At 68.0% G+C, this 25,511-nt stretch carries 22 protein-coding genes; 11 read left to right on the top strand and 11 right to left on the bottom strand.

Annotated elements, in window-relative coordinates; all coding sequences use genetic code 11:
• The first annotated feature begins 126 nt into the window (after positions 1-126).
• The 3 genes from ASPU41_RS06835 to ASPU41_RS06825 all read left to right on the top strand — a co-directional run bounded on the left by ASPU41_RS06835 (position 127) and on the right by ASPU41_RS06825 (position 2,909).
• Positions 127-615, top strand: coding sequence for an inorganic diphosphatase (locus ASPU41_RS06835; protein ID WP_069950286.1), 489 nt, complete (start codon positions 127-129; stop codon positions 613-615).
• Positions 616-763: 148 nt separating this feature from the next.
• Positions 764-2,089, top strand: a complete 1,326-nt coding sequence (locus ASPU41_RS06830) for a carboxylesterase family protein (RefSeq protein WP_069950285.1) — start codon at positions 764-766, stop codon at positions 2,087-2,089.
• A 58-nt stretch (positions 2,090-2,147) separates the two neighbouring features.
• Complete coding sequence (locus ASPU41_RS06825) at positions 2,148-2,909, top strand: DUF429 domain-containing protein (RefSeq protein ID WP_069950284.1); 762 nt, start codon at positions 2,148-2,150, stop codon at positions 2,907-2,909.
• Between the two features lie 150 nt (positions 2,910-3,059).
• Here the strand turns inward: ASPU41_RS06825 and ASPU41_RS06820 are convergent, their stop codons facing one another.
• Together ASPU41_RS06820 and ASPU41_RS06815 are read right to left on the bottom strand one after the other, a co-directional pair.
• Positions 3,060-4,454, bottom strand: a complete 1,395-nt coding sequence (locus tag ASPU41_RS06820; protein ID WP_083266399.1) for an IS1380 family transposase — start codon at positions 4,452-4,454, stop codon at positions 3,060-3,062.
• A 135-nt stretch (positions 4,455-4,589) separates the two neighbouring features.
• On the bottom strand, positions 4,590-6,971 hold the full coding sequence (locus ASPU41_RS06815) for a phosphoketolase family protein (protein WP_231941248.1): 2,382 nt from the start codon (positions 6,969-6,971) through the stop codon (positions 4,590-4,592).
• Positions 6,972-7,203: 232 nt separating this feature from the next.
• Here ASPU41_RS06815 and ASPU41_RS06810 point away from each other — a divergent pair, with 232 nt between their 5' ends.
• Positions 7,204-7,803, top strand: a complete 600-nt coding sequence (locus ASPU41_RS06810; protein ID WP_069950283.1) for a MarR family transcriptional regulator — start codon at positions 7,204-7,206, stop codon at positions 7,801-7,803.
• Between the two features lie 33 nt (positions 7,804-7,836).
• Here the strand turns inward: ASPU41_RS06810 and ASPU41_RS06805 are convergent, their stop codons facing one another.
• Both ASPU41_RS06805 and serS read right to left on the bottom strand, forming a co-directional pair.
• Positions 7,837-8,709, bottom strand: coding sequence for an HAD family hydrolase (locus tag ASPU41_RS06805; RefSeq protein WP_069950282.1), 873 nt, complete (start codon positions 8,707-8,709; stop codon positions 7,837-7,839).
• Between the two features lie 137 nt (positions 8,710-8,846).
• Positions 8,847-10,127: a serine--tRNA ligase gene (gene serS, locus ASPU41_RS06800; protein WP_069950281.1), complete on the bottom strand. Its 1,281-nt coding sequence runs from the start codon at positions 10,125-10,127 to the stop codon at positions 8,847-8,849.
• Between the two features lie 89 nt (positions 10,128-10,216).
• Here serS and ASPU41_RS06795 point away from each other — a divergent pair, with 89 nt between their 5' ends.
• Positions 10,217-11,281: a diacylglycerol/lipid kinase family protein gene (locus ASPU41_RS06795; protein WP_069950280.1), complete on the top strand. Its 1,065-nt coding sequence runs from the start codon at positions 10,217-10,219 to the stop codon at positions 11,279-11,281.
• Positions 11,282-11,293: 12 nt separating this feature from the next.
• Here ASPU41_RS06795 and ASPU41_RS06790 read toward each other — a convergent pair whose 3' ends face one another.
• From ASPU41_RS06790 to ASPU41_RS06780, 3 genes are all read right to left on the bottom strand, one after another.
• Positions 11,294-11,518, bottom strand: coding sequence for a hypothetical protein (locus ASPU41_RS06790; protein WP_069950279.1), 225 nt, complete (start codon positions 11,516-11,518; stop codon positions 11,294-11,296).
• Positions 11,519-11,611: 93 nt separating this feature from the next.
• Positions 11,612-12,592 carry a prephenate dehydratase gene (pheA, locus tag ASPU41_RS06785; RefSeq protein ID WP_069950278.1) on the bottom strand — a complete coding sequence of 327 codons (981 nt, stop codon included), beginning with the start codon at positions 12,590-12,592 and terminating at the stop codon, positions 11,612-11,614.
• Positions 12,593-12,610: 18 nt separating this feature from the next.
• Positions 12,611-12,937: a rhodanese-like domain-containing protein gene (locus ASPU41_RS06780; protein WP_069950277.1), complete on the bottom strand. Its 327-nt coding sequence runs from the start codon at positions 12,935-12,937 to the stop codon at positions 12,611-12,613.
• A gap of 279 nt (positions 12,938-13,216) precedes the next feature.
• Between ASPU41_RS06780 and ASPU41_RS06775 the strand changes: the two genes are divergently transcribed.
• The 3 genes from ASPU41_RS06775 (at position 13,217) to ASPU41_RS06765 (ending at position 16,737) form a co-directional block, all read left to right on the top strand.
• Entirely contained in the window at positions 13,217-14,662 is a 1,446-nt protein-coding gene (locus tag ASPU41_RS06775; RefSeq protein WP_069950276.1) for an amidase, read from the top strand.
• A 109-nt stretch (positions 14,663-14,771) separates the two neighbouring features.
• Entirely contained in the window at positions 14,772-15,884 is a 1,113-nt protein-coding gene (locus ASPU41_RS06770; protein ID WP_069950275.1) for an alcohol dehydrogenase catalytic domain-containing protein, read from the top strand.
• Positions 15,885-15,891: 7 nt separating this feature from the next.
• Positions 15,892-16,737, top strand: a complete 846-nt coding sequence (locus tag ASPU41_RS06765; RefSeq protein WP_069950274.1) for a phosphotransferase — start codon at positions 15,892-15,894, stop codon at positions 16,735-16,737.
• Between the two features lie 9 nt (positions 16,738-16,746).
• Here the strand turns inward: ASPU41_RS06765 and ASPU41_RS06760 are convergent, their stop codons facing one another.
• A complete protein-coding gene (locus ASPU41_RS06760; RefSeq protein ID WP_069950273.1) occupies positions 16,747-17,382 on the bottom strand; it encodes a DUF4190 domain-containing protein in 636 nt (211 codons plus the stop codon).
• Between the two features lie 126 nt (positions 17,383-17,508).
• On the opposite strand from ASPU41_RS06760, the gene pgm reads away from it, so the two are divergent.
• The gene (gene pgm / locus ASPU41_RS06755) at positions 17,509-19,170 is read left to right on the top strand and encodes a phosphoglucomutase (alpha-D-glucose-1,6-bisphosphate-dependent) (protein ID WP_069950272.1); all 1,662 of its coding nucleotides are present in this window, start codon (positions 17,509-17,511) and stop codon (positions 19,168-19,170) included.
• Positions 19,171-19,232: 62 nt separating this feature from the next.
• On the opposite strand, the gene ASPU41_RS06750 is transcribed toward pgm, so the two are convergent.
• Both ASPU41_RS06750 and ASPU41_RS06745 read right to left on the bottom strand, forming a co-directional pair.
• Positions 19,233-20,396 (bottom strand): GGDEF domain-containing protein, encoded by a 1,164-nt coding sequence (locus ASPU41_RS06750; protein ID WP_069950271.1) that lies wholly within the window; start codon positions 20,394-20,396, stop codon positions 19,233-19,235.
• A gap of 315 nt (positions 20,397-20,711) precedes the next feature.
• A complete protein-coding gene (locus tag ASPU41_RS06745; protein WP_069950270.1) occupies positions 20,712-21,317 on the bottom strand; it encodes a malonic semialdehyde reductase in 606 nt (201 codons plus the stop codon).
• Positions 21,318-21,532: 215 nt separating this feature from the next.
• Here ASPU41_RS06745 and ASPU41_RS06740 point away from each other — a divergent pair, with 215 nt between their 5' ends.
• Complete coding sequence (locus ASPU41_RS06740; RefSeq protein ID WP_069950269.1) at positions 21,533-22,870, top strand: uracil-xanthine permease family protein; 1,338 nt, start codon at positions 21,533-21,535, stop codon at positions 22,868-22,870.
• Positions 22,871-23,000: 130 nt separating this feature from the next.
• Entirely contained in the window at positions 23,001-24,788 is a 1,788-nt protein-coding gene (locus ASPU41_RS06735) for an HNH endonuclease signature motif containing protein (RefSeq protein WP_083266398.1), read from the top strand.
• Positions 24,789-24,977: 189 nt separating this feature from the next.
• Here the strand turns inward: ASPU41_RS06735 and ASPU41_RS06730 are convergent, their stop codons facing one another.
• Positions 24,978-25,499 (bottom strand): hypothetical protein, encoded by a 522-nt coding sequence (locus ASPU41_RS06730; protein ID WP_069950267.1) that lies wholly within the window; start codon positions 25,497-25,499, stop codon positions 24,978-24,980.
• Positions 25,500-25,511: the final 12 nt, after the last annotated feature.

Here is a 25,511-nt window from a genome sequence, read left to right as displayed (position 1 = left end):
CCCGCTAGTTCCTGAAACCAGGGCCTGTCGCTATATCCTCAATAGTAGTCGGCGGCACCGGCAGCCTTTTGTGTGTGCCGCGCGCCCGGGAAATCCGCGCATCCCTCGAATCTCAAGGAGTAGTCCATGAAGCATGACGTGACCATCGAGATCCCCAAGGGATCACGCGTCAAGTATGAAGTCGACCACGAAACGGGCCGCGTCCGCCTGGACCGCGTTCTGTTCACCTCCATGCAGTACCCGACGCACTACGGCTACTTCGAGAACACCCTGGGTGAAGACGGCGATCCGCTGGACGCCCTGGTGCTGCTGCAGGACTTCGACCTGCACCCCGGCGTCATCGTTGAGTCCCGCCCCATCGGCGTGTTCAACATGACCGACGACGGCGGCGGCGACGCCAAGGTGCTCTGCGTGCCGGTCGACGCCCGCTTCGATCACATCAAGGAGATCAGCGACGTCAGCGAATTCCTGATCAAGGAAATCGAGCACTTCTTCACCCGTTACAAGGACCTGGAGCCGGGCAAGTGGGTCAAGGCCGAGGGCTGGGGCGACCGCGCCGCCGCCGAGGCCGAGCTCGAGGCCTCCATCAAGCGTTACGTTCCGCACACGCACTAACGTTCCCCAACTCCAACGCGGGGTCACTTGCCGCCCATCCGGCCACCGGACATGGGCCGCAAGTGACCCCGCGTTGCTGTTTAAGGTCCTGTTTGAGCGCGACGGCGGCTGTCAGTGGCGGATCAGGATTGTGTGAAATCGTTGACCTATGAACGTTGCCCCTTCCTTTAATCCTCCCTGCGGTCCGATCACCGGATGGCGGGACGGTGACGTCGTGCGCGCCACGGGGATCCCCTATGCCAGCGCGGGACGTTTCCAGCCTCCGGTCAGTGCACCCGACAGGACCGGCGTCCTTGCGGCCACGTCGCTGTCCCCGGCGTGCCCGCAGGGTCCGGTGCCGTTCCTGGACGACATTCTCGGCACCCGCTACGGGGAACTTCCCGGCAGTGAGGACTGCCAGCGGCTCTCGATCACCATGCCGGCCGGCCTCAACGGGAACGAGCGTCTCCCGGTTATGGTCTGGCTCCATGGCGGGTCCTACACCTCCGGCTCCGGCGACCTGGCGATCTTCGATCCCAAAGCCCTCGTCGCCGAGAACCGAGTCATCGTTGTGTCCGTGACCTACCGGCTGGGCCTGTTCGGCTATCTGGCCACCGGCACCGGCCGGCCCGCGAACCTCGGCCTCCTGGACCAGCTCGAGGCGTTCCGCTGGGTCCAGCGCAATATCGGCGCCTTCGGCGGCGATCCGGCAAACGTTACCGCCTTCGGTCAGTCCGCCGGGGGCGACGCCGTCGCCCACCTGATGGCGACGCCGGAAGCCCCCGCCCTCTTCCAGCGTGCCATCATTCAAAGCGCACCGCTGGGCATCACCCGGGGCCGGGAAAAGATGAGCGTAGCGATGGGCATCGCCGCGGAAACCGTCACCGAGGACACCCCGGCCATGGACGTTGTGGCCCTAGAGGAACAGGTGTCGCAGGTGGCCCGGAAGTTCGGGCTGATAGCGGCCATGCCGTTCGGCACCCAGTACGGGCACTCCCCCTTGCCGCCGGAATCCGGAATTGAGGACGCCTGGAACACCACGGCCCCGGAGATCGAGGTGCTGATCGGGCACACGTCCGAGGAGGCGCGGATGTTCCTGCCGCGCAACCGCGTCGTCAGCGTCCTCGGCAAGGTCCCGGTGCTCGGGGCCGCCGCCGTCAAGGGCGTCAGCTGGGCGGTGACCGAGGCGGTGTACGGCCGGTCCGCGCGGAAGTTCGCCCGCCGGCACGCCCGGGCGGGCGGGACGGCTTACAGCTACGTGCTGTCCTGGGCGGCGCCGGGAAACTTCTACGGGGCCGCGCACACCGTGGACCTGCCGCTGCTGTTCGGAGACCAGAAGACCTGGGCCGGAGCGGGGCTTCTCGCGGGCGCCTCCTGGGAGGAAATCGACGCCCAGGGCCGGGCCCTCCGCGCCGTCTGGGTCCGCTTCGCCTCCGGTGAAGGCCTGGACAGCCGGGGCGGAATCCCCGGCGCCCTCCGGTACCGTTCGGTCTGAGTCCAATGCGAGTTGTTGGCCTGCCCGTGCCCCTGCTGACCACACCGGGCGGACCCCGGTGAGGACCCTCGGCGTCGACCTCGCCGCTGCCACCAGGAAAACCGCGGCCGCCCTCATCGAATGGGGCAACGGCACGGCCCGCCTGGCGCACCTGGTCCTCGACGTCGGCGACGAGGAGATTGTGCGTCTCTTCGGCTCCAGCGACCTGACGGGGATCGACTGCCCGGTGGGCTGGCCGGACGCTTTCCTGCCCTTCATAGCCGGGCACCTGGCCTTAGATGCGCACCCCGTGCTGGACCACGACGGAATCGAGGGCCGCCGGCTCCTGGCCTACCGGGACACCGACCGGTTCGTCACGAGCAGGACCGGGCTGATCCCGCTGAGCGTCTCCGCGGACCGGCTGGCCCACCCTGCGATGCGCTGCGCCGTCATCCAGGCGAAAATCGCGCGGGAGTACGGGCCGCAGGCGCGTGACGGCAGCGGCCGGTTTGCCGAGGTCTACCCGGCGGCGTCGCTGAAATCCTGGGGCCTGCTGGCCCGCGGCTACAAGGGGCGCGGAGGCACGGAGACGGAGCGGCTGGCCCTGCTCCTCGAGGCGCTGGGCACGGCTGCACCCTGGCTGGACCTGGCCGGATATGAGGACCGGCTGGCCGGGTCCGATGACATGTTCGACGCGCTCATCGCCTCCCTCACGGCGCGGGCCGTCGCGCTGGGAAAGAGCCTCCGTCCCCATGACGGCCAGGCCCGGGCCGCCCTGAGCGAAGGCTGGATCCATCTGCCCACCGGCGGCCTGGACGGCCTCATCGGCAGCCGGCCTTAGCCTTGATCCACCGATCCGTCTGGGCTGATGAGCTGAATCCGGTTTCGGCTCGTTGTGCGGGCAGCGGGCATGCTGGGGTGCCGGCCTCGCTGCCCTTGGGTGTTCCACTGGTGGTTTCCGGTTGCGCCGTGTGGCTGGGTTGACGGTGGTTCAGGCGGGTTGCTGTGGCGGGTAGAGGTGGTCGAATAGGGCCTGCCATGGTGTTTGCCAGGGCCAGGATTCGGGCAGATGAAGACGGATGCGCCGGGCGCTGGTGGCGATCCTGGCCGGGACGTGGATGAGTTTGCGGCGGATCGTTCCGGTCCGGGCCTTCCCGAAATGCCCTGCGGCGAGGAGCCCGGCGGCGCGGGTGAGGTTGTAGGCCATGACCGCGGCGACCAGCCAGGCCGAGTTCGCCGCGAAAACACCCGAGGGCATGTGGGCCAGGGCGCTGTCCTTCAGATCGGCATTGACCTGCTCAATAATGGCGTGTTTCCGGTGGGTTTTGTCCGCCCCGACGGTGTCCAGGACCGCTGCGTCCACGGTGGTGAAGAACGCGTGGTGCCGGTGGGTCTCGAAGAGGGTTTCCTGTCCGTCGGCGGTTTTCGGGTTCAGTTCCGGGATGCGGCGCACGACGAGGCGGCCGGTGATCTGCTCGTCCTTTTTGCGGGAGCTGAACGCGGTGAACACGGTTTCGGCGACCTCGGCCTTCGAGACCCAGATGTTGGTGGTCTCATCGAAGACCGCGTCGGTGTATTCGATGGTTTTCCACGCCGCTTCAGGGATCCCGGTGATGGCGCGTTTGACGGCCGGGTCCATACGCACCGTCACGGAGACTTCCGCCCCGCCGGCCAGGGCCGCGGAAACCGCGGCATGGCCATAGTAGGCCGAATCGAACCGGCAGAGCACCCGCCTGCCGGTCTGGACACGCCTGAGCGTGGACAGGGCGTCGGTGATCAGGCGTTTGGCTCCGCGGGCCGAGTTCGCCGCCCCTTTGCGCAGCCGCTGGGCCAGGATGACCGGGGCATTGTCCTTCGCGGAGACCGTGGCCAGCAGGGCGTTCAGGCCGCGGACCCCGGAATACCCGTAGCCGGAGCCCTGCTTGGCATAGCCGTGGACCTCGATGATCGTGTCGTCAACATCGACGAAGACGAAGTCCGCCGCCCCTGGGCTCCCGAGCAGCGGCGCCAGAGTCCCCAGGTTGGCCAGGAAACGGGAGGCGACAGCATCCAACTGCCGCACGTGCCCAAACGTGAAGGACCGCAGGAACGAGCCCAGGGTCGAGGGTGCATAACCGGCGGTGAAGAGCCGCTTCATCCCGCCGTGGCGCAGCAGGGCCATGTCATCGATGCTGTCCGCGCCGGCGACCATCCCGGCCACCAGCGCGGCGACTTTCAGCCCGGCGTTGGCGCCCTTGTCCGTCGGCACCGACAGCCACTCATCGGCCAGTTCCTGCAGCCCGGCGTCCCGGGCCAAGGTCATCACCGGCAGCAACCCGGCCACCGACACGAGATTCGGCTCGTCAAAGGAAACTGACACGGAGGCGCGCTTATGGGAAACTTGCATCTACGAGATGCCCTCTTTTCGGTGGTTAATGTGCTCTAGACAAGCTCCATTTTCCTTGAAAAGACGGGCATTCTCGGTTTAAACCGCCGTCGGCGCCCCGACCATCATCGGTGGATCAAGGCTTAGCTGGGGGGACTACTCCTGGCTGAGGGTCCAGCCGCTGATTTCCTTCGAGTCCTCGCCGTGGTCCCGGGTCTGGTTGTGGGCCCGGATCCGGCTGTCCTGCAGCGCCTGACGCAGCAGCGAGTGCTTCTCCGCCAGGCCCGGCACCCGGTCAATCGCATCGATGGCGAGCTGGAAGCGGTCAATCCCGTTAAGCATGGCCATGTCGAAGGCCGTGGTGGTGGTCCCCTCCTCCTTGTAGCCGCGGACGTGCAGCCCCTCCTGGTTGGTCCGCCGGTACGCCAGCCGGTGGATGAGCGACGGATAGCCGTGGTACGCGAAAATGATGGGCTTGTCCGCCGTGAAGATCCCGTCGAAGTCCCGGGACGTCAGGCCATGCGGGTGCTCCGTCGCGTCCTGGAGCCGCATCAGGTCCACCACGTTGACCACCCGGATCTTCAGCCCGGGGGCGCCGGCCTTGAGCAGTTCCGCCGCGGCGACCGTCTCGACCGTGGGCACGTCCCCGGCGCAGGCCAGTACGACGTCGGGTTCCTCGCCGGGGACTTCAGACCCGGCGAACTCCCAGATTCCCAGGCCGCGCTGGCAGTGGTGCGCGGCCTCGGCGGGGCCAAGCCAGGTCGGCGAGGGCTGCTTGCCGCTGACCACGATGTTGACGTAGTCCCTCGAGACAAGGCAGTGCTCCATGACGGAGAGCAGGGTGTTCGCGTCCGGGGGCAGGTAGACCCGGATGACCTCGGCTTTCTTGTTCACGGCGTGGTCGATGAAGCCGGGATCCTGGTGGGAGAAGCCGTTGTGGTCCTGCTGCCAGACGTGCGAGGACAGCAGGTAGTTGAGCGAGGCGACCGGCTGGCGCCAGGGCAGTTCGCGGTGCACCTTGAGCCACTTGGCATGCTGGTTGAACATGGAATCCACGATGTGGATGAAGGCCTCATAGCAGCTGAAGACCCCGTGCCGGCCGGTCAGCAGGTACCCCTCCAGCCAGCCCTGGCACAGGTGCTCGCTGAGGACCTCCATGACCCGTCCGGCGCGGGCCAGATGCTCATCGAGTTCCTCGATCCGGTACTGCCACACCTTGTCCGTGACCTGGTAGACGTCCTGCAGCCGGTTGGATGCCGTCTCGTCCGGGCCGAACAGCCGGAACGTCTCAGGATTCTGGCTGATCACGTCGCGAAGCCAGGACCCCAGCGTGATCATGGCGCTGACCCGCTCGACCCCCGGTTCCGCGACCGGGACGGCATGATCGGCGTACTTCGGCAGTTTCAGGTCCCGCAGCAGGACACCGCCGTTCGCGTACGGGGTGGCGCTCATCCGGAGGCCGCCCTCGGGGGCATTCGCCGCGACGTCCGGCCGCAGGCGCCCGGCGTCGTCGAAGAGGTCGCCGGGCCGGTACGATTCGAGCCACTCCCCCAGTTGCGCCAGGTGTTCCGGGTTGGTGCGCACTTCGGACAGCGGCACCTGGTGGCTCCGCCAGGTGCCTTCCACCTGCAGTCCGTCGACAATCCTGGGCCCGGTCCAGCCCTTCGGGGAACGCAGCACGATCATGGGCCAGCGGGCGGCGGGGGCATCGCCGGCATCTTCGCCGCCTGCCGTCCCGCCTCTGCGGGAGGCCTGGATGGTCCGGATCTCGGTGAGGCAGTCGTCCAGGACGGCGGCGAAGTCCCGGTGCGCGGCCGCCGTGTCGTCCGGGTGGCCCACGGTCACGAAGTGCGGCTCGTGCCCGTAGCCGCGGAGCAGCTGCTCCAGCTGGGACTCGGGCATCCGGGCCAGGATGGTGGGATTCGCGATTTTGTAGCCGTTCAGGTGCAGGATGGGCAGCACCGCGCCGTCATGCACCGGGTCCAGGAAATTGTGGGAGTGCCAGCTCGCGGCCAGCGGCCCGGTTTCGGCCTCGCCGTCACCGATCACGACGGCGGTGATCAGGTCAGGGTTGTCGAAGACGGAGCCGTAAGCATGCGCCAGGGAGTAGCCGAGCTCTCCGCCCTCGCTGATCGAACCGGGGGTTTCCGGGGCGGCGTGGCTGGGGATCCCGCCCGGGTAGGAGAACTGCCGGAAGAGTTCAGCCATGCCCTGCCCGTCGTCGCCGACGTTGCTGTAGATCTCGGAGTAGGTGCCCTCCAGCCAGGCGTTCGCCACCACGGCGGGCCCGCCGTGGCCGGGTCCGGCAATGAACAGCATGCTCCGGCTGTCCCTGCGGATGACCCGGTTCAGGTGGGCGTAGACGAAGTTCAGTCCGGGGGTGGTGCCCCAGTGGCCCAGCAGCCGGGACTTGGTGTCGCCGGCGCTCAGGGGTTCCTTCAGCAGCGGGTTGGCACGGAGATAGATCTGCCCCACGGACAGGTAGTTGGCGGCCCGCCACCAGCGGTCTACGAGCTCCAGTTCCGGGTCGCCGTCGATCTCCCGTGCGGCCCTGTCCGGTTTTGTGCCGGAAGCCTTGTCCGGAGTGCTGCTGCCGATCGGATCTGCGGCGGTGTTCAGGTCGCTGGTCAATGGATTCCTCGCTTCACGGGGGCCTTGGACGGTACGCAACCTCCATCGCAACACGTCCCCGGGCCGGAAACAAGCCTGCGCGCAGGGGACTGGCGGCGGCTCCTGCCAGCCCCTTGCCACCGGGTAGTGTGGTTCCAGAATGTTCACGCTGACCATCAACCAAACAGACAGCCGGCGCGACGGCGACTGCGTGCCGCAGCTCCTCAAGGACCTGCGGCACATCCCGGCGCGCCTTGATTTCGACCGTTCGGTGGAGGACGAGGTCCAGGGCATCGTGGATTCTCCGCAGCAGGCCGTCGAAGCGGCGATGATCGCGCTGCGGACCGGCAGCTGGTACGTCGGCATCGGCGTCGGGCCCGTCAATGAGCCCCTGCCGAACCAGATCAAGGACGCCTCCGGCCACGGGCTGATTTACGCCCGCCGGGCCGTCGACCGGCTGCGCAACGGCAAGGACCGGATCCCGGTAGCCGTGGAGGGCCCGCTGGCCGACCTCGCTGCGGAGTCCGAGGCCGTGCTGCGGCTGCTGGGACACATCGTGCACGACCGCAGCCCCGCGGAGTGGCGGGTACTCGATCTGCTGACCCCCGGGGTCCGCGGACAGCAGAAGGCGGTGGCCGAGGAGCTCGGTATCACCACCCAGGCGGTCAGCAAGGCTGTGGCCCGGGCGCAGTGGAATGAGGAGCACGCGGCGCGGCCCGCCGCGGCCAGGCTGCTGGGCCTGATCCTCGAGGTGCGCTGACACCGCACCCCGCCGGGGCCCGGTCGTCGGAGCCTAGAGCAGCAGGCTGCGCAGCACGTGGGCGGCGCCGTCGTCGAAAACGGAGTGGGTGACCTCGTTCGCGGCGGCGATGACTTCCTCCGGCGCCTGGCCCATGGCCACGCCGCGCGCGGCCCAGGTCAGCATCTCAATGTCGTTGCGGCCGTCGCCGACGGCGATCGTGCGGTGCGCCTCGACCTCCAGCCGGCCGCGGAGGTGCTCCAGGGCGCTGGCCTTGGTGACGCCGGCGGCGGCGATGTCCAGCCACGCCGTCCAGCCCACCGAGTAGGTCACCCCGGCCAGGCCGATGTGCCGGATCGCCGCGTTGAACTCCTCGGGGGTGTTCTCGGCGCTGAACACGACCACGCGCACGGCGGTGGCTTCCAGCATTGTCTGGAAGTCGACGCCGATTGCTTCCACGCCGAAGCTCATGTCCTGGAATCGCTCGGTGGAGAGGAAGTTTCCGTCCTCGTCCTCCAGCGCGTACTTGGCCGTGGGCAGCCGCTTGCGCAGGGCGCGGAGTGCGGGGCCCGGGTCGAAGGTGGCCTTGTGCACGATCTCGTAACCCTCGGACAGGCTGGAATCGAGCCGCAGGGTGACCCCGCCGTTGGAGCACACGGCATAGCCGCTTTCGATCCCGATGTGCTCAAGGATGGGCAGCGTCGCGTTGAGTGAGCGGCCGGTCGCGATGGTGACGTGGTGGCCGGCAGCCACAACGTCCCGGGCGGCTTCGCGCACCGGAACGGACATGTGGCCGTCGTGGTTCACGAGGGTGCCGTCGACGTCGAGCGCGACCATCAGCTTGTGGGCCGTGGTGTCGGTGTTGTTCTGGTTGTTCTCTCGCCGGTCATCGTTGCCGGCGACTGAGGTTTCAGTCAATGTTGTCATCCAATAAGTAGAGCAGACACCCCCGACCGCCGCTAGGACGCAGACCACAGCGAACGGTGAACCGGGGGTGAACAGCTGTTGACGCCGCCCTGTCGGGCGCCGACGCGCGGCTGAGATGACCGGCGCCGACGCGCGGCTTAGATGACCGGGAAGACCGTCATGCCGCCGAGGTACTTCTGCAGTGCCTTCGGGACGTTGACGGAACCATCGGGGTTCTGGTGATGCTCCAGGATGGCCACGATCCAGCGCGTGGTGCCCAGGGTGCCGTTGAGCGTGGCGACGGCGCGGGTGCCCTTGGGCGCCCCCTCCCCGTTCACCACACGTTCGCGGATGTTGAGCCTGCGCGCCTGGAACGTGGTGCAGTTGGACGTCGAGGTCAGCTCGCGGTAGGCGCCCTGCGTGGGAACCCAGGCCTCGCAGTCGAACTTGCGGGCGGCGGAGTTGCCGAGGTCGCCGGCTGCGGTGTCGATCACCCGGTAGGGCAGCTCGCACTTGGCCAGCATCTCCTCTTCCCAGGCCAGCAGCCGGGCGTGCTCGGCCGCAGCCTCCTCGACCGTGGTGTAGATGAACATTTCGACCTTGTTGAACTGGTGAACCCGGATGATGCCTCGGGTGTCCTTGCCGTGCGAGCCGGCCTCGCGGCGGTAGCAGGAACTCTGCCCGGCGTAGCGGACCGGGCCGGCGGAGAAGTCCAGGATCTCGTCCGCGTGGTAGCCGGCGAGGGCCACTTCCGAGGTGCCCACGAGGTAAAGGTCGTCCTCGGCGAGGCGGTAGATCTCGGCGTCGTGCTTGACGTCGAAGCCGGTGCCCTGCATGGTCTCCGGACGCACCAGTGTCGGGGTGATCATCGGCACGAAGCCGGCGTCGATCGCCTGCTCCATCGCCATCTGCAGCAGCGCCATTTCCAGCCTGGCTCCGGCGCCGCGCAGGAAGTAGAAGCGCGAACCGGAGACCTTGGCGCCGCGCTCCATGTCGATGGCGCCGATCAGCTCACCGATCTCCAGGTGGTCCCTGGGTTCGAAGTCGGGAAATTCGCGGGGGACGCCGACGGTCTTGACCACGATGTAGTCGTCCTCGCCGCCCGCGGGGACGCCGTCCTCGATGAGGTTGGGGATGCCGCGCAGCAGTTCCTCCTGGGCGGCCTGGGCGACGTCCGCCTCAGCGGACGCTGCCTTGACCTCGCCCGCGAGGACCTTGACCTCTGCGAGCAGGGCCTGCTTCTCCTCGCCCTTGGCCTGCGCGACCTTCTTGCCGAAGGCATTCTGCTCGGCCCTCAGGTTCTCGAAGCGGATCAGGGCGGCGCGGCGGGCCGCGTCCGCGGCGACGATCGCGTCCACCACGGACTCGTCGGCGCCGCGGGCGCGCTGGCTGGCCCGGAACTTGTCCGGATTTTCGCTGAGGTCTTTTACGTCGATCACCTGACAAGACTATCCAATCCGGCCGCCGTTACCGGGCAATCGGCGGGCAATCAGGTCAGCGGTCACCGGCGGGATAGTGTTGGAGCACAATGAGCGACTGGCTGCTTTACCTCATCATCGCGGCAGTGCTGGCGTTTGCCGTCTCCAGCTGGTGGGGAGTGCGCAAGCTCAGGGCCAGGCACACGCGCAGCGCCGTGTGGGAGGAAACGCACAGTCCGGGCCTGGGCCAGCAAAAAGTGGCCGTGGTGATGAACCCGATCAAGTCCCGGTCCGATGAGGCACGCAAGCTGATTGAAAGTGCCTGCGCCGCGGCAGGATGGGTGCCGCCGCGGTTCTTCGACACCACCGCCGAGGACCCCGGATTCTCACAGGCGCGGGCCGCTGTCGAGTACGGCGCCGACGTCGTCGTCGTGGGCGGCGGTGACGGCACGGTGCGGGTGGTGGCCGACATTCTCGCCGGCACGGACATCGCCATGGGGCTGGTCCCACTCGGCACCGGCAACCTGCTGGCCCGCAACATCCACCTTGACGTGGGCGACCTGCATGGGAGCGTCGAAACCGCCCTGTTCGGGCACCAGCGCTTCATCGATACGGCGCGGATGAGGGTGGAGAACTCCCGGACGAACGAGACCGCGGAGTACACCTTCCTGGTCATTGCCGGCATCGGGATGGACGCGGAGGTAGTGGGCGACACCAACGACGGCCTCAAGAAGGCTGTGGGCTGGCTGGCCTACACCGAGGCAGGGGTGAGGCATCTGCCCGGCCGCCGGAAGAGGGTCTCCATCTCGCTGGACGACCAGCCGGAGCAGAGCCGGAAGATCCGCAGCGTGTTGTTCGCGAACTGCGGCCTGATCCCCGGCGGGATCGACTTCATCCCCCAGGCCATGATCGACGACGGGATGCTGGACGTCGTGGTGATGAGTCCGCGCAGCGCGATCGGCTGGCTGGCGATGTACTGGAAGATCGTGCTCAAGCACAAGAGACACCTGCCGGTGATGACGTATTACCGTTCCGGCAAGATCACCATCCGCTGCGCGGAGCCGATGCCCACCCAGGTCGACGGCGACCCGTCCGGTGAGGCCACGAAGGTCACCGTGCAGGTTGCCCCCGGCTCGCTGCTCGTCCGGGTCAAGGACGGCACCGAAGCACTCTAGGCGCCGGCTTCGTTACTTCTTGGAGGATTCCTTGTCCGCATCCGCGGACTTTTTCGCTTCCGCCGCGGCCTTGGCGGCGCGGGCCTCGGACTGCTCGCGGATCATTGCCTGCTCCTCTTCGAAGCGCAGCCGGTCTGCACGGTCGGCGTCGTCGCCGTCCCAGTCCTGGTTTTCAGCGGTCGGTTTGGGATTCACAATCATTCCCTGGCCGTCATTTTCAAGGCTGGTATCTGCCATGACCTGCTCCCTCGGTAGAGGACTTCCCCAATATGGATCAGGCAAGCATACGCACAGTTTCATAGGGGCGGAAGTGCCGGAAGTGGCATTTGTCTACGCTGTGGGCGAAGCCTTGTGCAAATATTCCGGCACCACAGATGCCCCCGACAGTATGTCTTTGACCCAGGCATGTGCCGCGCGGAATGCCTGGTCCGAGGTGTGCGGCTCCACGATGGTCCGGTGCCCGTCGGCCCGGCCGTAGGAACCCAGGAAGCGGGTGGCCGGGCTGATCCGGTGCAGGCCGGCCAGCGCGTCCGCCATGCGCGCATCGGCCACGTGGCCGTCGGCGTCAATGCTGAAGAAGTAATGGCCCAGGTACTGGCCGGTGGGCCGCGACTCGATCCGGCTGAGGTTCACGCCGCGGGTGGCGAACTGGTCCAGGATCTCCATCAGGGCGCCGGGGCGGTCTTCCGGAAGCGGAACCACCACGGTGGTCTTGTCCGCGCCGGTGGGCTCCGGCAGTACGCCCGGCCGGCCGACGAGCACAAACCGTGTGACCGCGCCGGGATTGTCCCCGATATTCTCCGCCAGGACGGTGAGCCCCGGCTGCTCCGTGGCCACAATCGGGGCGCAGATGGCTGCGTCGTAGTGGACGTCGCCCTCCAGCAGCCCCATGGCCGCGGCGGCCGTGGACGAGCCGGGAATATATTCTGCATTCGGAATATTATTGTCGGCCCAGAGCCGGCACTGCGCCCAGGCGTGGCCGTGGGTGGAGATCCGGCGGATGTCCTCGATCCGGGTCCCGGGCCGGGCCACCAGCACAAAGCTGATCGGCACCAGGGCTTCGCGCAGGATCCGCAGTTCCTGTCCCGTGGCGATCGCATCCAGGGTGGCCGTGACGCCGCCCTCCACGGAGTTTTCAATCGGCACCATGGCCGCGTCCGCCGAGCCGTCACGGACCTTGTCCAGCGCCGTGTTGACGTTGGACGACGGAATACGGATGGCCTCCGCCGCATCGGGAACCTGCATCAGGGCCGCCTCGGTGAAGGTGCCCGCGGGTCCGAGGAAGGTGTACGTGAGGGGTGATGCGGGCATCGGTGCTTCTTTCTTCAACTACAAGATGACGGGCTTGAGTCCGTTTTCGGACACCAGCGGCATTCCGGTTTCCAGCCACTGGTCCATGCCGCCGGCCACGTTCAGGGCAGAATACCCCTGTCCGGAGAGCCACTGGGCGGCACGGAAGGACCGGCCCCCGGTGCGGCAAATGACGTAGAGGTCCTCGTCCGGATCGAGTTCCTCAAGCCGGGCCGGGAGCTGGTCCAAAGGGATATGCAGCGCTCCGGCAGCGTGGCCCGCGTCCCACTCATAGTCCTCGCGGACGTCGAGGATTTTGGCCCCGTCAGGAATGTCGGACACGGTTACGGTGTCAAAGTCGCTCATGGTCGTCCCTTCCGCAGAATGCATGGTCTGCCTCCAGCGTATCGCCAGCCGCCTGCGCCACACCCCTGGCCGTCGCAGGTTACGCTTCTGGCATGGCGCAATGGAGATCCACGGCAGCTGACCGGCCCACGATTCAGGCAACTCCCCGCACCTCCCCCCGCCGGACATGCCCTCCCCCGGGCACGAGTACTGGGCACATTCCCACCATGTTCACCCGCCCGCGCCACCACTGGACATGTCCCGCGGAGCGGACGGCCGGGGAACCTGGGCCGCGCTACCTTGGCTGAAATCCATGAGCTCTCGGCGGTGGAGCTGCGCAACACGCTGCGCTCCGGGGAGCTGTCCGCGCGGCAGACCACCCGGCATTTCCTGGACCGCATCGCCGCTGAAAACCGGCACCTCGGCGCCTTCATCACCGTCACCGCGGAACAGGCCATGCAGGACGCGGCCGCCGCGGACGAGGCCCACACCCGAGCGGTCCGGGACGGCACCGGGCTGGCGCTGCTGCACGGCATGCCCGTGGCCTTCAAAGACCTGACGGACGTCGCCGGGGTCGTGACCACCCATGGCAGCGCCGCCCTGGACCACAAGCCGGCCCTGGCTGACAGTGCCATCGTCGCGACGCTCAAAAGCGCGGGCGTGCTCTCGCTGGGCAAAACCCAGGTTCCCGAGTTCGGCCTCACTGCGTACAGCGAGAACCGGATCGCGCCGCCCTCGCGAAACCCGCACGCCCTCAGCCGCAGCTCGGGAGGCTCCTCCGGCGGCAGCGCCGCGGCCGTGGCCGCCGGGCTGGTTCCCTTTGCCCCCGGCTCCGACGGCGGCGGTTCGGTCCGCATCCCCGCCGCCGCCTGCGGGCTCGTGGGGCTGAAACCCGGCCGCGGCCTGGCCCCCGCGGGTGAAAGCACCGGCGACCCCGCCGGCCTGGTCGCCTCCGGCCCGATGGCCCGCACCGCGGGGGACGCGGCGCTGCTGCTCGATGCGCTGGTGCCCGGCCCGGCCGGGTCAGGTCACGCCGGGATTCCCGCTCCCAGCTACGTTGAGCTCGCCTCGCAGGACCCGCCCAGGCTGCGGATCGGCGTGAGCCTGGACAGCCCGTGGCAGACGATCTTCCCGTTCACCCCGGACCCTGAGGCCCTCGACGCCCTCGCCGAAGGCATCCGGCGGCTGGAGGCAGCCGGACACGAAACCTCGGAGGCCTCCCTCCGCTACGACAACCGCTACCCGGCGGCGTTCACCACAGCCTGGACCGCCGCCGTCGGGGATGCCCGGATCGTTCCCCAGCGCGAGGCGCTCCTGACCCCGCTGACCCGGACGTTCCGGCGCCGCGCGCAGCAGCGCGGACCGGCCCAGCTCGCCGAGGCGCTGGGATTCCTGCGGCTTTTCCGGCGGGACACCATCGCCCAGTACGCCGCCTGGGACCTGATCCTGATGCCGGCGCTGGCTCAGACGCCCCGCCCGGTGGGCTGGTTCACCGGGGCAGCCCACGGCGACGGCTACTGGCCGGCGGCCGAATGGACGGGAGATGCCGACGGCGACTACCGCAAGCAGTGCGAGTACGCTCCCTGGTCGTCCATGGTGAACGTGTGCGGGCTGCCCGCGATCAGCATTCCGGTGCACTGGACCGGCGGCGCCAAGGGTGCCGGACTGCCGATGGGCATCCAGCTGATCGGGCCGATGGGTTCCGAGGCGCTGCTGCTGCAGCTCTCCGTGCAGCTGGGGTATTAGCCCCACGACCCGCCGGATGGTGGTGATTTCCCGGGCCCGCGGGGATACGGTTTAGCGGAGCAAGATCAGGACATGTCCAGTCTGGAAACTTCCCACACGAGAGGGATCAATGAAGATCACCGGTGCAGTACTTGAGGAAATCGGCCGCCCCCGCCCGTTCGCGGACTCCAAGCCCATCAGCATCTCCGAGCTGGAGCTGGCGGGCCCAGGACCCACCGAGATCCTGGTGCGGATCGAGGCCGCCGGTATCTGCCACTCGGACCTGAGTGTTGTGGACGGCAACCGGGTGCGCCCCGTGCCGATGCTGCTGGGGCATGAGGCTGCCGGACGCGTCGTCGAGGTCGGCTCCGAGGTGAACGACCTGTTGCCGGGCCAGCGCGTTGTGATGTCCTTCCTGCCTCGCTGCGAAAAGTGCGCGAACTGCGCCGAGGATGGACGGCTCCCCTGCACCGCGGGGTCGAAGAGCAACGGTGAGGGCACCCTGCTGCACGGATCGATGCATCTGGACCGCGACGGCGAGAAGATCTTCCACCACCTGGGTGTCTCCGGCTTCGCCACCCATGCGGTGGTGGACCGCGCCTCGGCCGTGCCGGTCGACGATGACATCCCGGCGGACATCGCGGCCGTCCTCGGCTGCGCCGTGCTGACCGGCGGCGGCGCCGTGCTGAACGCGGCCCGGCCCGGGCCGCAGGACAGCATCATGATCGTGGGGCTCGGCGGCGTCGGCATGGCCGCGCTGATCACGGCGATCTCCCAGGGAGTTTCGCGGATCATTGCCGTGGACACGCTGGATGAAAAACTTGACCACGCCCGACGGCTGGGCGCCCATGAAACGTACACCCCGCAGCAGGTCCTGGAGGAAGGCGTCAAGGCCAGGTACGTGATCGAATGCGCCGGGAACCCTCGCGCCTTCGAAACCGCCTTCGCCGCGACCGCGGTGGGCGGCACCACGATCACCGCCGGCCTGCCGCACCCGGACGCCCGTGCCCAGATCTCGCCGCTGACCATCACCGCCGAGGCCCGGACAATCGTCGGCAGCTACCTTGGCTCCGCGGTGCCGGCCCGGGACATTCCCAAGTACGCCCAGCTCTGGCGTGAAGGAAAACTGCCGGTCGAGGAGCTGATCTCGGCGCGCATCGGCCTGGCCGACATCAACCAGGCCATGGACCAGCTCGCCGACGGGAAAGCGGTGCGCCAGGTCATCATGTTCGACGCCGGGTAGCCTCGCGATGAGCTCCAGGCACCGCGCACCGCTTGAGTCCCGCGTCCACGTCCCCGCCGCAGGCGAGGGGTCCGACGTCGAACTTATGCCGGTGGGCGATGTCACCGCAGGTGTGCTGCGGGCCGGCGGAACCGTCCGCCGCCCGCACCAGCCGCAGTCCCTGGCCGTCGCCGCGTACCTCGACTGGCTGGAAGATGCCGGTTTCGACGGGTCCCCGCGGTTCCTCGGCCGGGACGCGGAGGGCAGGGACGTGCTGACTTTCCTGCCCGGACAGTGCGCCGGGCCCGTCCCGGAGGCCTGGGTCCAGTCCGAGGAGCTCCTGGTTTCCGTGGCGCAGCTGCTGCGCCGGCTGCATGCGGCCTCGGCCGCGTTTGTGCCGGACGCCCACCCGTTCCCGCCCCGCCCGGTCCGGCAGGATCCGGCCGAACTTGTCTGCCACCTGGACGTCACCCCGCAAAACGTCGTGGTCCGGGACGGCCGCGCCGCCGGTCTGGTGGACTTCGACCTGGCCGGTCCCACGACGGCCTTCAAGGATTCCTTCAACACCGCGATGCACTGGGCGCCCCTGCGGGATCCTGCCGACGCGTGGCCGGGCTGGGAGGCTACGGATCCGTTCCGGCGGCTCCGGATCTTCGCCGACGCCTACGGCTGGAACGAAGAGGAACGACGGCGGCTGCCCGCATTCGGGATTGAGGCTACGGCGCTGAGCCACGAGCGGATGCAGCACAACGCACGCACTCTCGGCGGCGGGTGGGCGCGGATGTGGGACGAAGGGGTGGGCGGGATGATCCGACGCCGCGGCACGTGGCTCGAGGACAACGCCGGGCGGCTGGTTGCGGCCCTTACCGGCTGACGGCTGGGCCTAGGCCCCGTAGTACATGCGGCCGGAGGTGCCGATGGCCAACCCCAGCGCGATGATCACGATTGCCAGGACGGTCAGCGCGATCCCCGCGTAACCCAGCACCAGGCCGGCTATCGCCATGCCCCTGCCCGACGGCTCGCGCTTGAGTGCCATGTGCCCGAGGATGACCGCCGCGAACTGCGGCAGGAGGAAAAAGCCCAGCCCCACAAAGGCCGCGATGCCGCAGATCATGCTCGCGATGCTCAGGCCCTTGGGTTCAGGCATACCGTAATAGGACGGTTGGCCGTAGGCGTTGAACGGGCTGCCAGGCTGGCCATACTGTACCGGCGCACCGTACTGCTGACCGGAGGACTGTTGCCCGTAGGGCTGCTGCCCGAACGGCTGCTGCGGCGCCGCGCCATAAGGCGTGCCATACGGATCCGTGGGCTGGTTGTAGTCCGGTGCCGGCTGCCCGTCGTGCCCGCCGGACTGTCCCGGGGTTCCGTACGGCTGCTGGCCATAGCCCGGCTGATCGAACTTCACGGTCGCGGGCGGGGTCTGAGGCGAGGGAACGTCGGATTCCTGCGCAGGAATGTACGACGGCGGCCGGTAGCCCTCCGGTGTCCCGTCTTTCTCCGGTTTCGGCTGGTCAGTCATGGTTTTCCCCCTCATGGACGTCTCTGGATTCAGCCTACCGCCGTCCCGTTGTGCTGGGCAGGGTATTTCAGCGTCATAGGGGCCGTAATCATGTTGCCTTCCACCCCGGTCTGGCATGCTGGTGCCATGGCTAGCCGCGCGGGCACTGTTGCCCAACCCCAAGACCTTGTTGATCTCACTGCGCTCCTGGATGCGTACTATGACGTTTCCCCGGATCTGGGCGACCCAGGCCAACGGGTGGCCTTCGGGACCTCCGGGCACCGGGGCTCAAGCCTGAAGGCCTCCTTCAACGAACCCCACATCCTGGCCATCACCCAGGCGATCGTGGAGTACCGGGCCGGCCAGGGAATCACAGGCCCGCTGTATCTCGCCAAAGACACCCATGCCCTGAGCGAACCGGCGCAAAATTCCGCGCTGGAAGTCCTCGCAGCCAACGGCGTCAACGTGCTGATCGACGCCCGCCACGGCTACACCCCCACTCCGTCGCTGAGCCACGCCATCCTGACGCACAACAACAACTCCCCCGCCGGGGCTCCGCAGGCGGACGGCATCGTCGTGACCCCCAGCCACAACCCGCCCGGCGACGGCGGTTTCAAGTACAACCCCCCGCACGGCGGGCCGGCTGACTCGGACGCCACCGGGTGGATCGCCAACCGCGCCAACGAACTGCTGGAAAACGGCCTGCGCGGTGTTAAGCGGGTTCCCATCGCCGAGGCCCTGAACGCCGGCACCACGGGCAAGTTCGATTTCCTCAGCAGCTACGTTGACGACCTCCCCTCCGTCCTGGATCTCAATGCGATCCGCGAGGCCGGCGTTCGGATCGGCGCGGACCCGATGGGCGGCGCGTCGGTAGATTACTGGGGCGAGATTGGCGAACGCCACCACCTCAACCTCACGGTGGTCAATCCCACCGTCGACCCGCAGTGGGCATTCATGACCCTCGACTGGGACGAGAAGATCCGGATGGACTGCTCGTCGCCGGCGGCGATGGCCTCGCTGATCAACCGGATGTCAGAAGGTGCCAGCTTCGACATCGCCACCGGCAATGACGCCGACGCCGACCGGCACGGCATCGTGACACCGTTTGTCGATGGGCAGGGCGGGCTGATGAACCCGAACCACTACCTCGCCGTCGCGATCGACTACCTCTACCGCCACCGGACCGGTTGGAACCCGCAGTCCGTGATCGGCAAGACCCTCGTGTCCTCCTCGATTATCGACCGCGTCGCCCAAAGCCTGGGACGCAAACTCGTCGAAGTGCCCGTGGGCTTCAAGTGGTTCGTCCCCGGGTTGCTCTCCGGCGAGGGCGCCTTCGGCGGCGAGGAATCCGCCGGCGCTTCCTTCAACAAGAAGGACGGCAGCGTCTGGACCACCGATAAGGACGGGATCCTGCTGGCCTTGCTGGCGTCGGAGATCACGGCGGTCACCGGCAAGTCACCCTCGCAGCTCTATAAGGGCCTCACGGACCAGTTCGGGGACCCGGTCTACGCCCGGATCGACGCCGCCGCCACCCGGGAGCAGAAGGCGGCCCTGGCGAAGCTCTCGTCGGCGGACGTCACCGCGACCGAACTTGCCGGTGAAACCATCCTTGCCAAGCTGACCGAAGCGCCCGGCAACGGGGCGGCGATCGGCGGCCTCAAGGTTGTCACCGAGAACGCCTGGTTCGCGGCCCGCCCCTCGGGCACCGAGGACGTCTACAAGATCTACGCCGAGTCCTTCAAGGGAGCCGAGCACCTCAAGCAGGTCCAGGCCGAGGCAAAGGCGCTGGTGGACGGAGTCATTTCCTAGCCGCCTGCCGGGCCGCAGCCCCTGGGCGGCCCGGCAGGCGACCCGTTAAGAGGCCGCCTCGTTCAGGCCGGCTCTTCCTCGATGCCGACGGCGAGCACCGAACGGTCCCTGCCCAAGGTCTTGGCGCGGTAGAGAGCGGCGTCCGCGGAGGCGATCAACGCGTCCAGATCCACGCGGCCGGGCGCGGTCGACGCGATCCCGTAGCTGGAGGTGGGCAGGCGCGGGATCACCGGCGAGGATGAGGCGTGCAGCCGGGTGCTGATGTCGGCGGCGATCTCCCCCGCCGTTTGCGCCGTCACTCCCGGCAGGAGCATGATGAATTCCTCCCCGCCATAGCGGCCCACGAGGTCGGTGGATCGGACCGTGGCCGTGCACGCCTCCGCGAAGGCCTGCAGAGCGGTGTCGCCGGCCGAGTGGCCAAACTCGTCGTTGATGGCCTTGAAATGGTCCAGATCCGCCAGGATAAGGGACGCAGTGGTCCTGCCCCGGTTGAGGCGGCGCAGCTCGTCCTCGGCGAGGTCCAGGAATGCCGTGCGGTTCAGCAGCCCGGTCAGCCCGTCAACGGTCGCGCGCGCCCGGAGGTCGCGGGTCTGCTGCTCGTAGCTCAGCTCGGCCATCGTCAAGGACGCCACGACCAGGATCACGGCCGAAAAGAGCGTCGTCGTCACCGAGCCGAAGACGGACTGGAACACCGGGCCGTCACGTCCTTCCGCCAGAAAGACTGCCAAGCGGCCGAGATAGAACGCGGCCAGGATGCCGGAACCCGCGGCCAAGGTGAGGTGCACGCGGGAAAAATGCCGTTCCAGCAGGAGCAGTTCCCGGCAGCCGAGGCCGATCAGCAGGCCCATGAACCCCAGGTAGGCGGGCGCACCGGACCACACGTTGATGGCCGGCTGGTCCAGCGCCGACGCAACGGCTGTGATGGCAGGGGCGGCCGAGAGGTACCAGATGTCGGGAGCCGCGGTCCGCAGGGACCGCGCCCCCGCCCAGATGCTGGCCGCGCCCGCCACGAGAAGCACGTTCCCGAGCGGGTTGGCCCACGCCTGGTGGGGCGTCCCGTCCATCAGGTAGGCGGCATTGCCGGCCAGGAACAACAGCAAAGCCAGACACCACCAGCCGCTGTACGACGAACGCGTCCGGCGATAAGTGATGAAGTAGAAGAGCAGCAGCAGGGTTAGATCGACCACCGCAAGGGCCACACGCAGGGTTGCGGTGTCAAGCATCATGTAGTGGCCCCCCGGTCCGCTCGCAATAGCCCGATTCGCGTCGACTCCGCGCCGCAGGTGACCCTAGTATTGCACCCCCGCGGCCAAATATGTGACCTCTACCTCCGATGTGACCTGCCACCGGCCCCGGGTGCCCTGTGGGGAAGCATCGAGGCGGACTAGACTGGGAAATGGCCCCGGATGCGGCCTTGCGCTCACCCGCAGAATAGCGTCCCGAGTGCCTCCGGCCTGTCCCCCATGGTGCCGGAGGCACCTCCGCGTCAACTCAGTGCCGAAAGCCCCCGGGTCAGCCCCGAAGGCACCTCCGCCTTTCCGTCAGACGGTGCGTACAACGTCCTCGTAAGCGAACTTCGGCTTCGCTTCACCCCAGGCGCCGGCAGCGGGCTGGCCGATGTTGACCACGAGGAAGCTCTTCTGGTCGCCGTCGGGGAAGAAGGCCGCATCAATCGCGGTAAAGTCAGCGCCCGTCATCGGCCCGGCGGCGAGGCCGAGGGACCGCACGGCGAGGATAAAGTAGCCCGCCTGAAGGTGGGCGTTGTTGTTGCCGGTCGCGGCGGCGAGGTCCGGGGCGGCGTCGTACATGGCCTTGGGTGCGTTGTACCCGGGCAGGAAGTTGTCCCACTGCTCCTGCCAGGAAGTGTCGTAGCTGAGGACGGCGACGAGCGGTGCGGTGGCGGTTTTGGCTCGGTTGCCGTTCGCGAGGGTTTCGACCAGGGCATCGCGGGCTTCCGCGGACCGCACGTAGGTCACGCGCAGCGGCTGCGAGTTGAACGCGGTGGGGCCGAACTTGGTGAGTTCGTAGATGGCCCGGGCCTGCTCTTCGGTGACCTCGCCGGTGAAGGTGTTGGCGGTTCGGGCCTCGGCAAAGATGGCGTCCACTGCGGAGGCGTCGATTACTGCTTCGTCGTGGGCGATAGTCATGGGGGTACCTTTCGCTCAGCGTGCCCGCCGGGGCGGCGGCCACTGCTTACTGTCCATAGTTGCAACTTCAACCTTTGCCTTACGCTTCCCGAATCGCCCCGTGACGTCCGGCACAGCGGCGCCGCCAGTGAAGCATGCCGGAAACACCGGCGCGGTAAAGTTGCTCCGGAAGATTCCTTCCCGCTCCGCCACACATTCTCTGAAAGGCCCCGGCAATGAGCATGCTCGGTACCAAATGGAAGCTCCACGGCAACGGCAAGTCCATCCGCCCGGGCGAGGTCGTGAAGCCCGATGAGCGCCTTGCCTGGCCGCTGACCATTGGCGTCGGGATGCAGCACGTTGTCGCCATGTTCGGCGCGACCTTCCTGGTCCCGATCATCACGGGCATGCCGCCGGCCACCACGCTGTTCTTCTCCGGCATCGGCACGCTGCTCTTCCTGGTCATCACCAAGGGCCAGGTGCCGAGCTACCTCGGCTCGAGCTTCGCCTTCATCGCGCCGATCATGGCCTCGCAGCAGCAGTACGGCGTCGCCGGCGCGCTCGGCGGCGTGGTGCTGGCCGGCGTCGGGCTGGCCATCATCGGTGCGGTGGTGCAGAAGTTCGACGCTGGCTGGATCAACCGCCTGATGCCGCCCATCGTAACGGGCGCCATCGTGGGACTGATCGGCCTCAACCTCGCGCCCGCAGCGAAGAACAACTTCGACGCAGCCCCGGTCACGGCCCTCATCACCCTGGCCACGATCATCATCGTCAGCGTCTTCTTCCGCGGCATTCTGGGCCGGCTGAGCATCCTCGTCGGCGTCGTACTTGGCTACGTCGTCGCCATGATCCGCGGTGAAGTGGACTTCTCCAAGGTGGACTCCGCCGCTTGGGTGGGACTGCCGTTCTTCCAGGCCCCCGAATTCCACCTCGGCGTCGTGGGCCTGTTCGTGCCGGTGGTGCTGGTGCTGGTGGCCGAGAACATCGGCCACGTGAAATCCGTCGCCGCCATGACCGGGCAGAACCTCGACGGCGTCTCCGGGCGCGCACTGATGGCCGACGGCGCCGCCACCGTGCTTGCCGGCATGGGCGGCGGCTCCGGAACCACAACCTACGCGGAAAACATCGGCGTTATGGCCGCCACGAAGGTCTATTCGACGGCGGCCTACTGGGTGGCCGGTGTCTTCGCCGTGGTTCTGAGCTTCTCCCCGAAGTTCGGCGAGATGATCGCCACCGTCCCGGCCGGCGTGCTGGGCGGCGCCGCGACTATGCTCTACGGCATGATCGGTGTCCTGGGCGTCAAGATCTGGGTGCAGAACAAGGTGAACTTCTCGAACCCGATCAACCTGACCACGGCAGCCGTGGCGCTGATCGTTGGCATCGCCGACTACACGTGGACCATCGGCGACCTGAAGTTCACCGGCATCGCCCTCGGCTCCGCGGCGGCCCTGGTGATCTACCACGGCATGAAGGCGATCGCCAAGGCCCGCGGCACAGTTGCCGAGCCGGAAACGGAAGGGCCCGTGGCCGCCGCCACGGCCGCTGTGAAGCGCGCGCCGAAGAAGCGTCGCTAGGGTTCGGCGACCCTCTGCCCGCCCCTTGATCCCATGCCATCTTCCGGGTCGTCGGCCGGTGCCGGCGCCTGTTCCGCTGCACTGCGGCTGGTTTCGTAAAAATGTCGATGCCATCTGAGATTCTGGGTTCATGGAATGCACGGACTGGTGTGCGGAGGGCAGGGCGGCGCTGGCGGCTGTCGCGGCGTGGACCGCGGCGCTGGATTCCGTCCCCGCGGCCGGCGCTGACGCTGATCCGGCTGGTCCGCCGGGTGCTGATCAGACGGGTCCGCCGGGTGCTGTTCAGACTGGTCCGTCAGGTGCTGTTCTGACGGGTTCGTCAGGGGTCGATCCGTTGTGGGAGGATCCGTTGCGGGATTTGGCGGGTGATTGCCTGGATGGCCTGACCGTCATGGCGCGGTGGGAGGCGCGCGCCGCTGCGTTGAAGGTGCGGCTGGCAGCGACCTATCTGCAGGCCGCCGACGCTCTGGCGCCACCGGCGGTGGCGCTGCACGACAACATGGGCCAGGAGATGGCGGTGACGGCGGAGATCGCGTGTGCCCTGACGGTGAGCGAGCAGACCGCGGGGGCGTTCCTGGGCGACTGCCTGGCGCTGACGAAGACGTTGCCGCTGACCCTCGCGGCGCTGACGGCGGGCACGATTTCCTGGGCGCACGCCCGGATCATGGTGGACGAAACGACCAGCCTGGACCCGGCCGGGGCGGCGGCGCTGGAGGCGCACTTCCTGGACCCGGCCGCCCCGAACCCGGCCCGGGGGTGCCCGGCCGGGGAGCTGGTCCCGGGCAGGTTCCGGGCCAAGGCCCGCACGTGGCGTGAACGCCACCACCGGGAGAGCATCGAACAGCGCCATGCCAGGTGCGCCGCGGACCGGCGGGTCGAGTTCCGCCCGGACACTGACGGGATGGCCTGGTTCTCCGCCTACCTTCCGGCCGATACCGCCGCTGGGATCTGGGAACGGACCACCGCCGCCGCCCGCGCCCTGCAGGGCCCGGACGAGGAACGCACCCTCACCCAGCTCCGCGCCGACATCGCCGCCACCTGGCTCCTCACCACCGGCGCCACCAGTAACAATGGCACCACCGGCGCTGGTGGGGAGGGTGCGGTGTGCGGAGATGCGGTGGGCGGGGGTGTGCCGTCGCCGCGGGCGCAGGTCCTGATCACCGTCCCGGTCCTGTCCCTGCTCGGCGCCGGACAGGAACCGGCGATGCTGGACGGATACGGGCCGATCCCGCCCTCGATGGCCCGCCGCCTGATCACCGACGGCGCCGGGTCCTTCCACCGGGTCCTGATCGACCCCCGCGACGGGGCGCCGCTGGAAATCGGCCGCACCAGCTACCGCCTCACCAAAGCCCAGCGGCACTGGCTGATGCTCCGTGACGGTAGATGCCCGTTCCCGGGGTGCAACAACCACTCCCTGGACAACGAAGCGGACCACCTCCTGGCCTGGGCCGACGGAGGCACCACCGGGATCACCAACCTCGGACAGCCCTGCCGCAAACACCACAAGCTCAAACACAACTCAGCCTGGACACCGGCCGGGGCCAGCAAAACCGCCCCGCCCGGCTGGACCTCCCCCTCTGGGCGAAACTACCCCAGCGAACAGCAGGACTGGGAACCACCCCACTGGCCGGACGACTGGCCGGATTCGGGATCAGAATCAGACACAGGCACGGCCACGGGCATGGACCTGGACGCACTCATGGGCATGGACCCGCCACCGGGCGTGGATCCGGACCTGGACTTCGACACGGGCCTGCCCCCGGACCCCGGCCCGAATCCAGAACAGGAACAGGAACTGCCCGCGGACCCCTTCCCCGACTGGTACCTGTCCACGGCCGGGCAGCCGTCCCCCACCGCGGACACGGCAGCCCCGAACTGGCCAGAGACCCTCAACGACCCCCTCCGGAAAGCCTCCTGACCCGGCGCCTGACCGGCCAAGTTGCGGGCCGATCCAGCGCGGTGAACGCAGGTTGGTGACACGCAGGCACCAGCTGGACGCCCGCGCCAGCCAATCGCAAGGCGAAGGCGGGACCCCAACACCCACAGGGTGCGGGGATCCCGGCCTTCGCCTCTTGTTGTTCGGCCTTCGCTCTTGGGACGGCGGCTGTTAGCCGGCGTCGAAGGCTTCCTCATCGTCGCCGTCGCGGTCCTTGGGGGCCCTGTCCTCGGGCAGATCCGTTCCCGATCCGTCGGGCAGGCCGGCCGCGTCCTGGCCGGGCTCCGAGGAGAACGGCCGCCCGGCGTCGGGCTCTTCAGTGTTGGACTCGTCCATCTCCGCCTCCGAGGAAGGCATGGCCACCTCGGAATTCTCCGACGCGTCTGAGTCGTATCCGGGGGTTGTGCTCGCGTTTTCTGAACTCATTTGTTCCTCCGTTCCTCCGAAGCGTCCTGCTCCGGGTTCTCCTGCACTGTCCTGGTCCTCGGCGCCGAACTGGCTCAGGTCCGGGGCGCCCGCAGGGTAAGTTTCCCCGTCCGGGCTGTCCTGGCTGAGGCCAGCTGCGTCGAATGCTTCCTCTTCGCGGGGCTGGGCAAACTTCTTAGTGTCGCCGCCGGGGAGCTCCTGCTCCGCCGTCGGCGTCCCGTAGCCGCCAGCCTCTTCGATCGGATCCTGCTGTTTCTCTTGGGACATACCGTTCCCTCC

Origin of the sequence: Arthrobacter sp. U41 (assembly GCF_001750145.1) — a bacterium.
In the GTDB taxonomy this organism is placed as follows: Bacteria; Actinomycetota; Actinomycetes; order Actinomycetales; family Micrococcaceae; genus Arthrobacter.
This window is presented reverse-complemented; position numbering and strand designations above follow the sequence as displayed.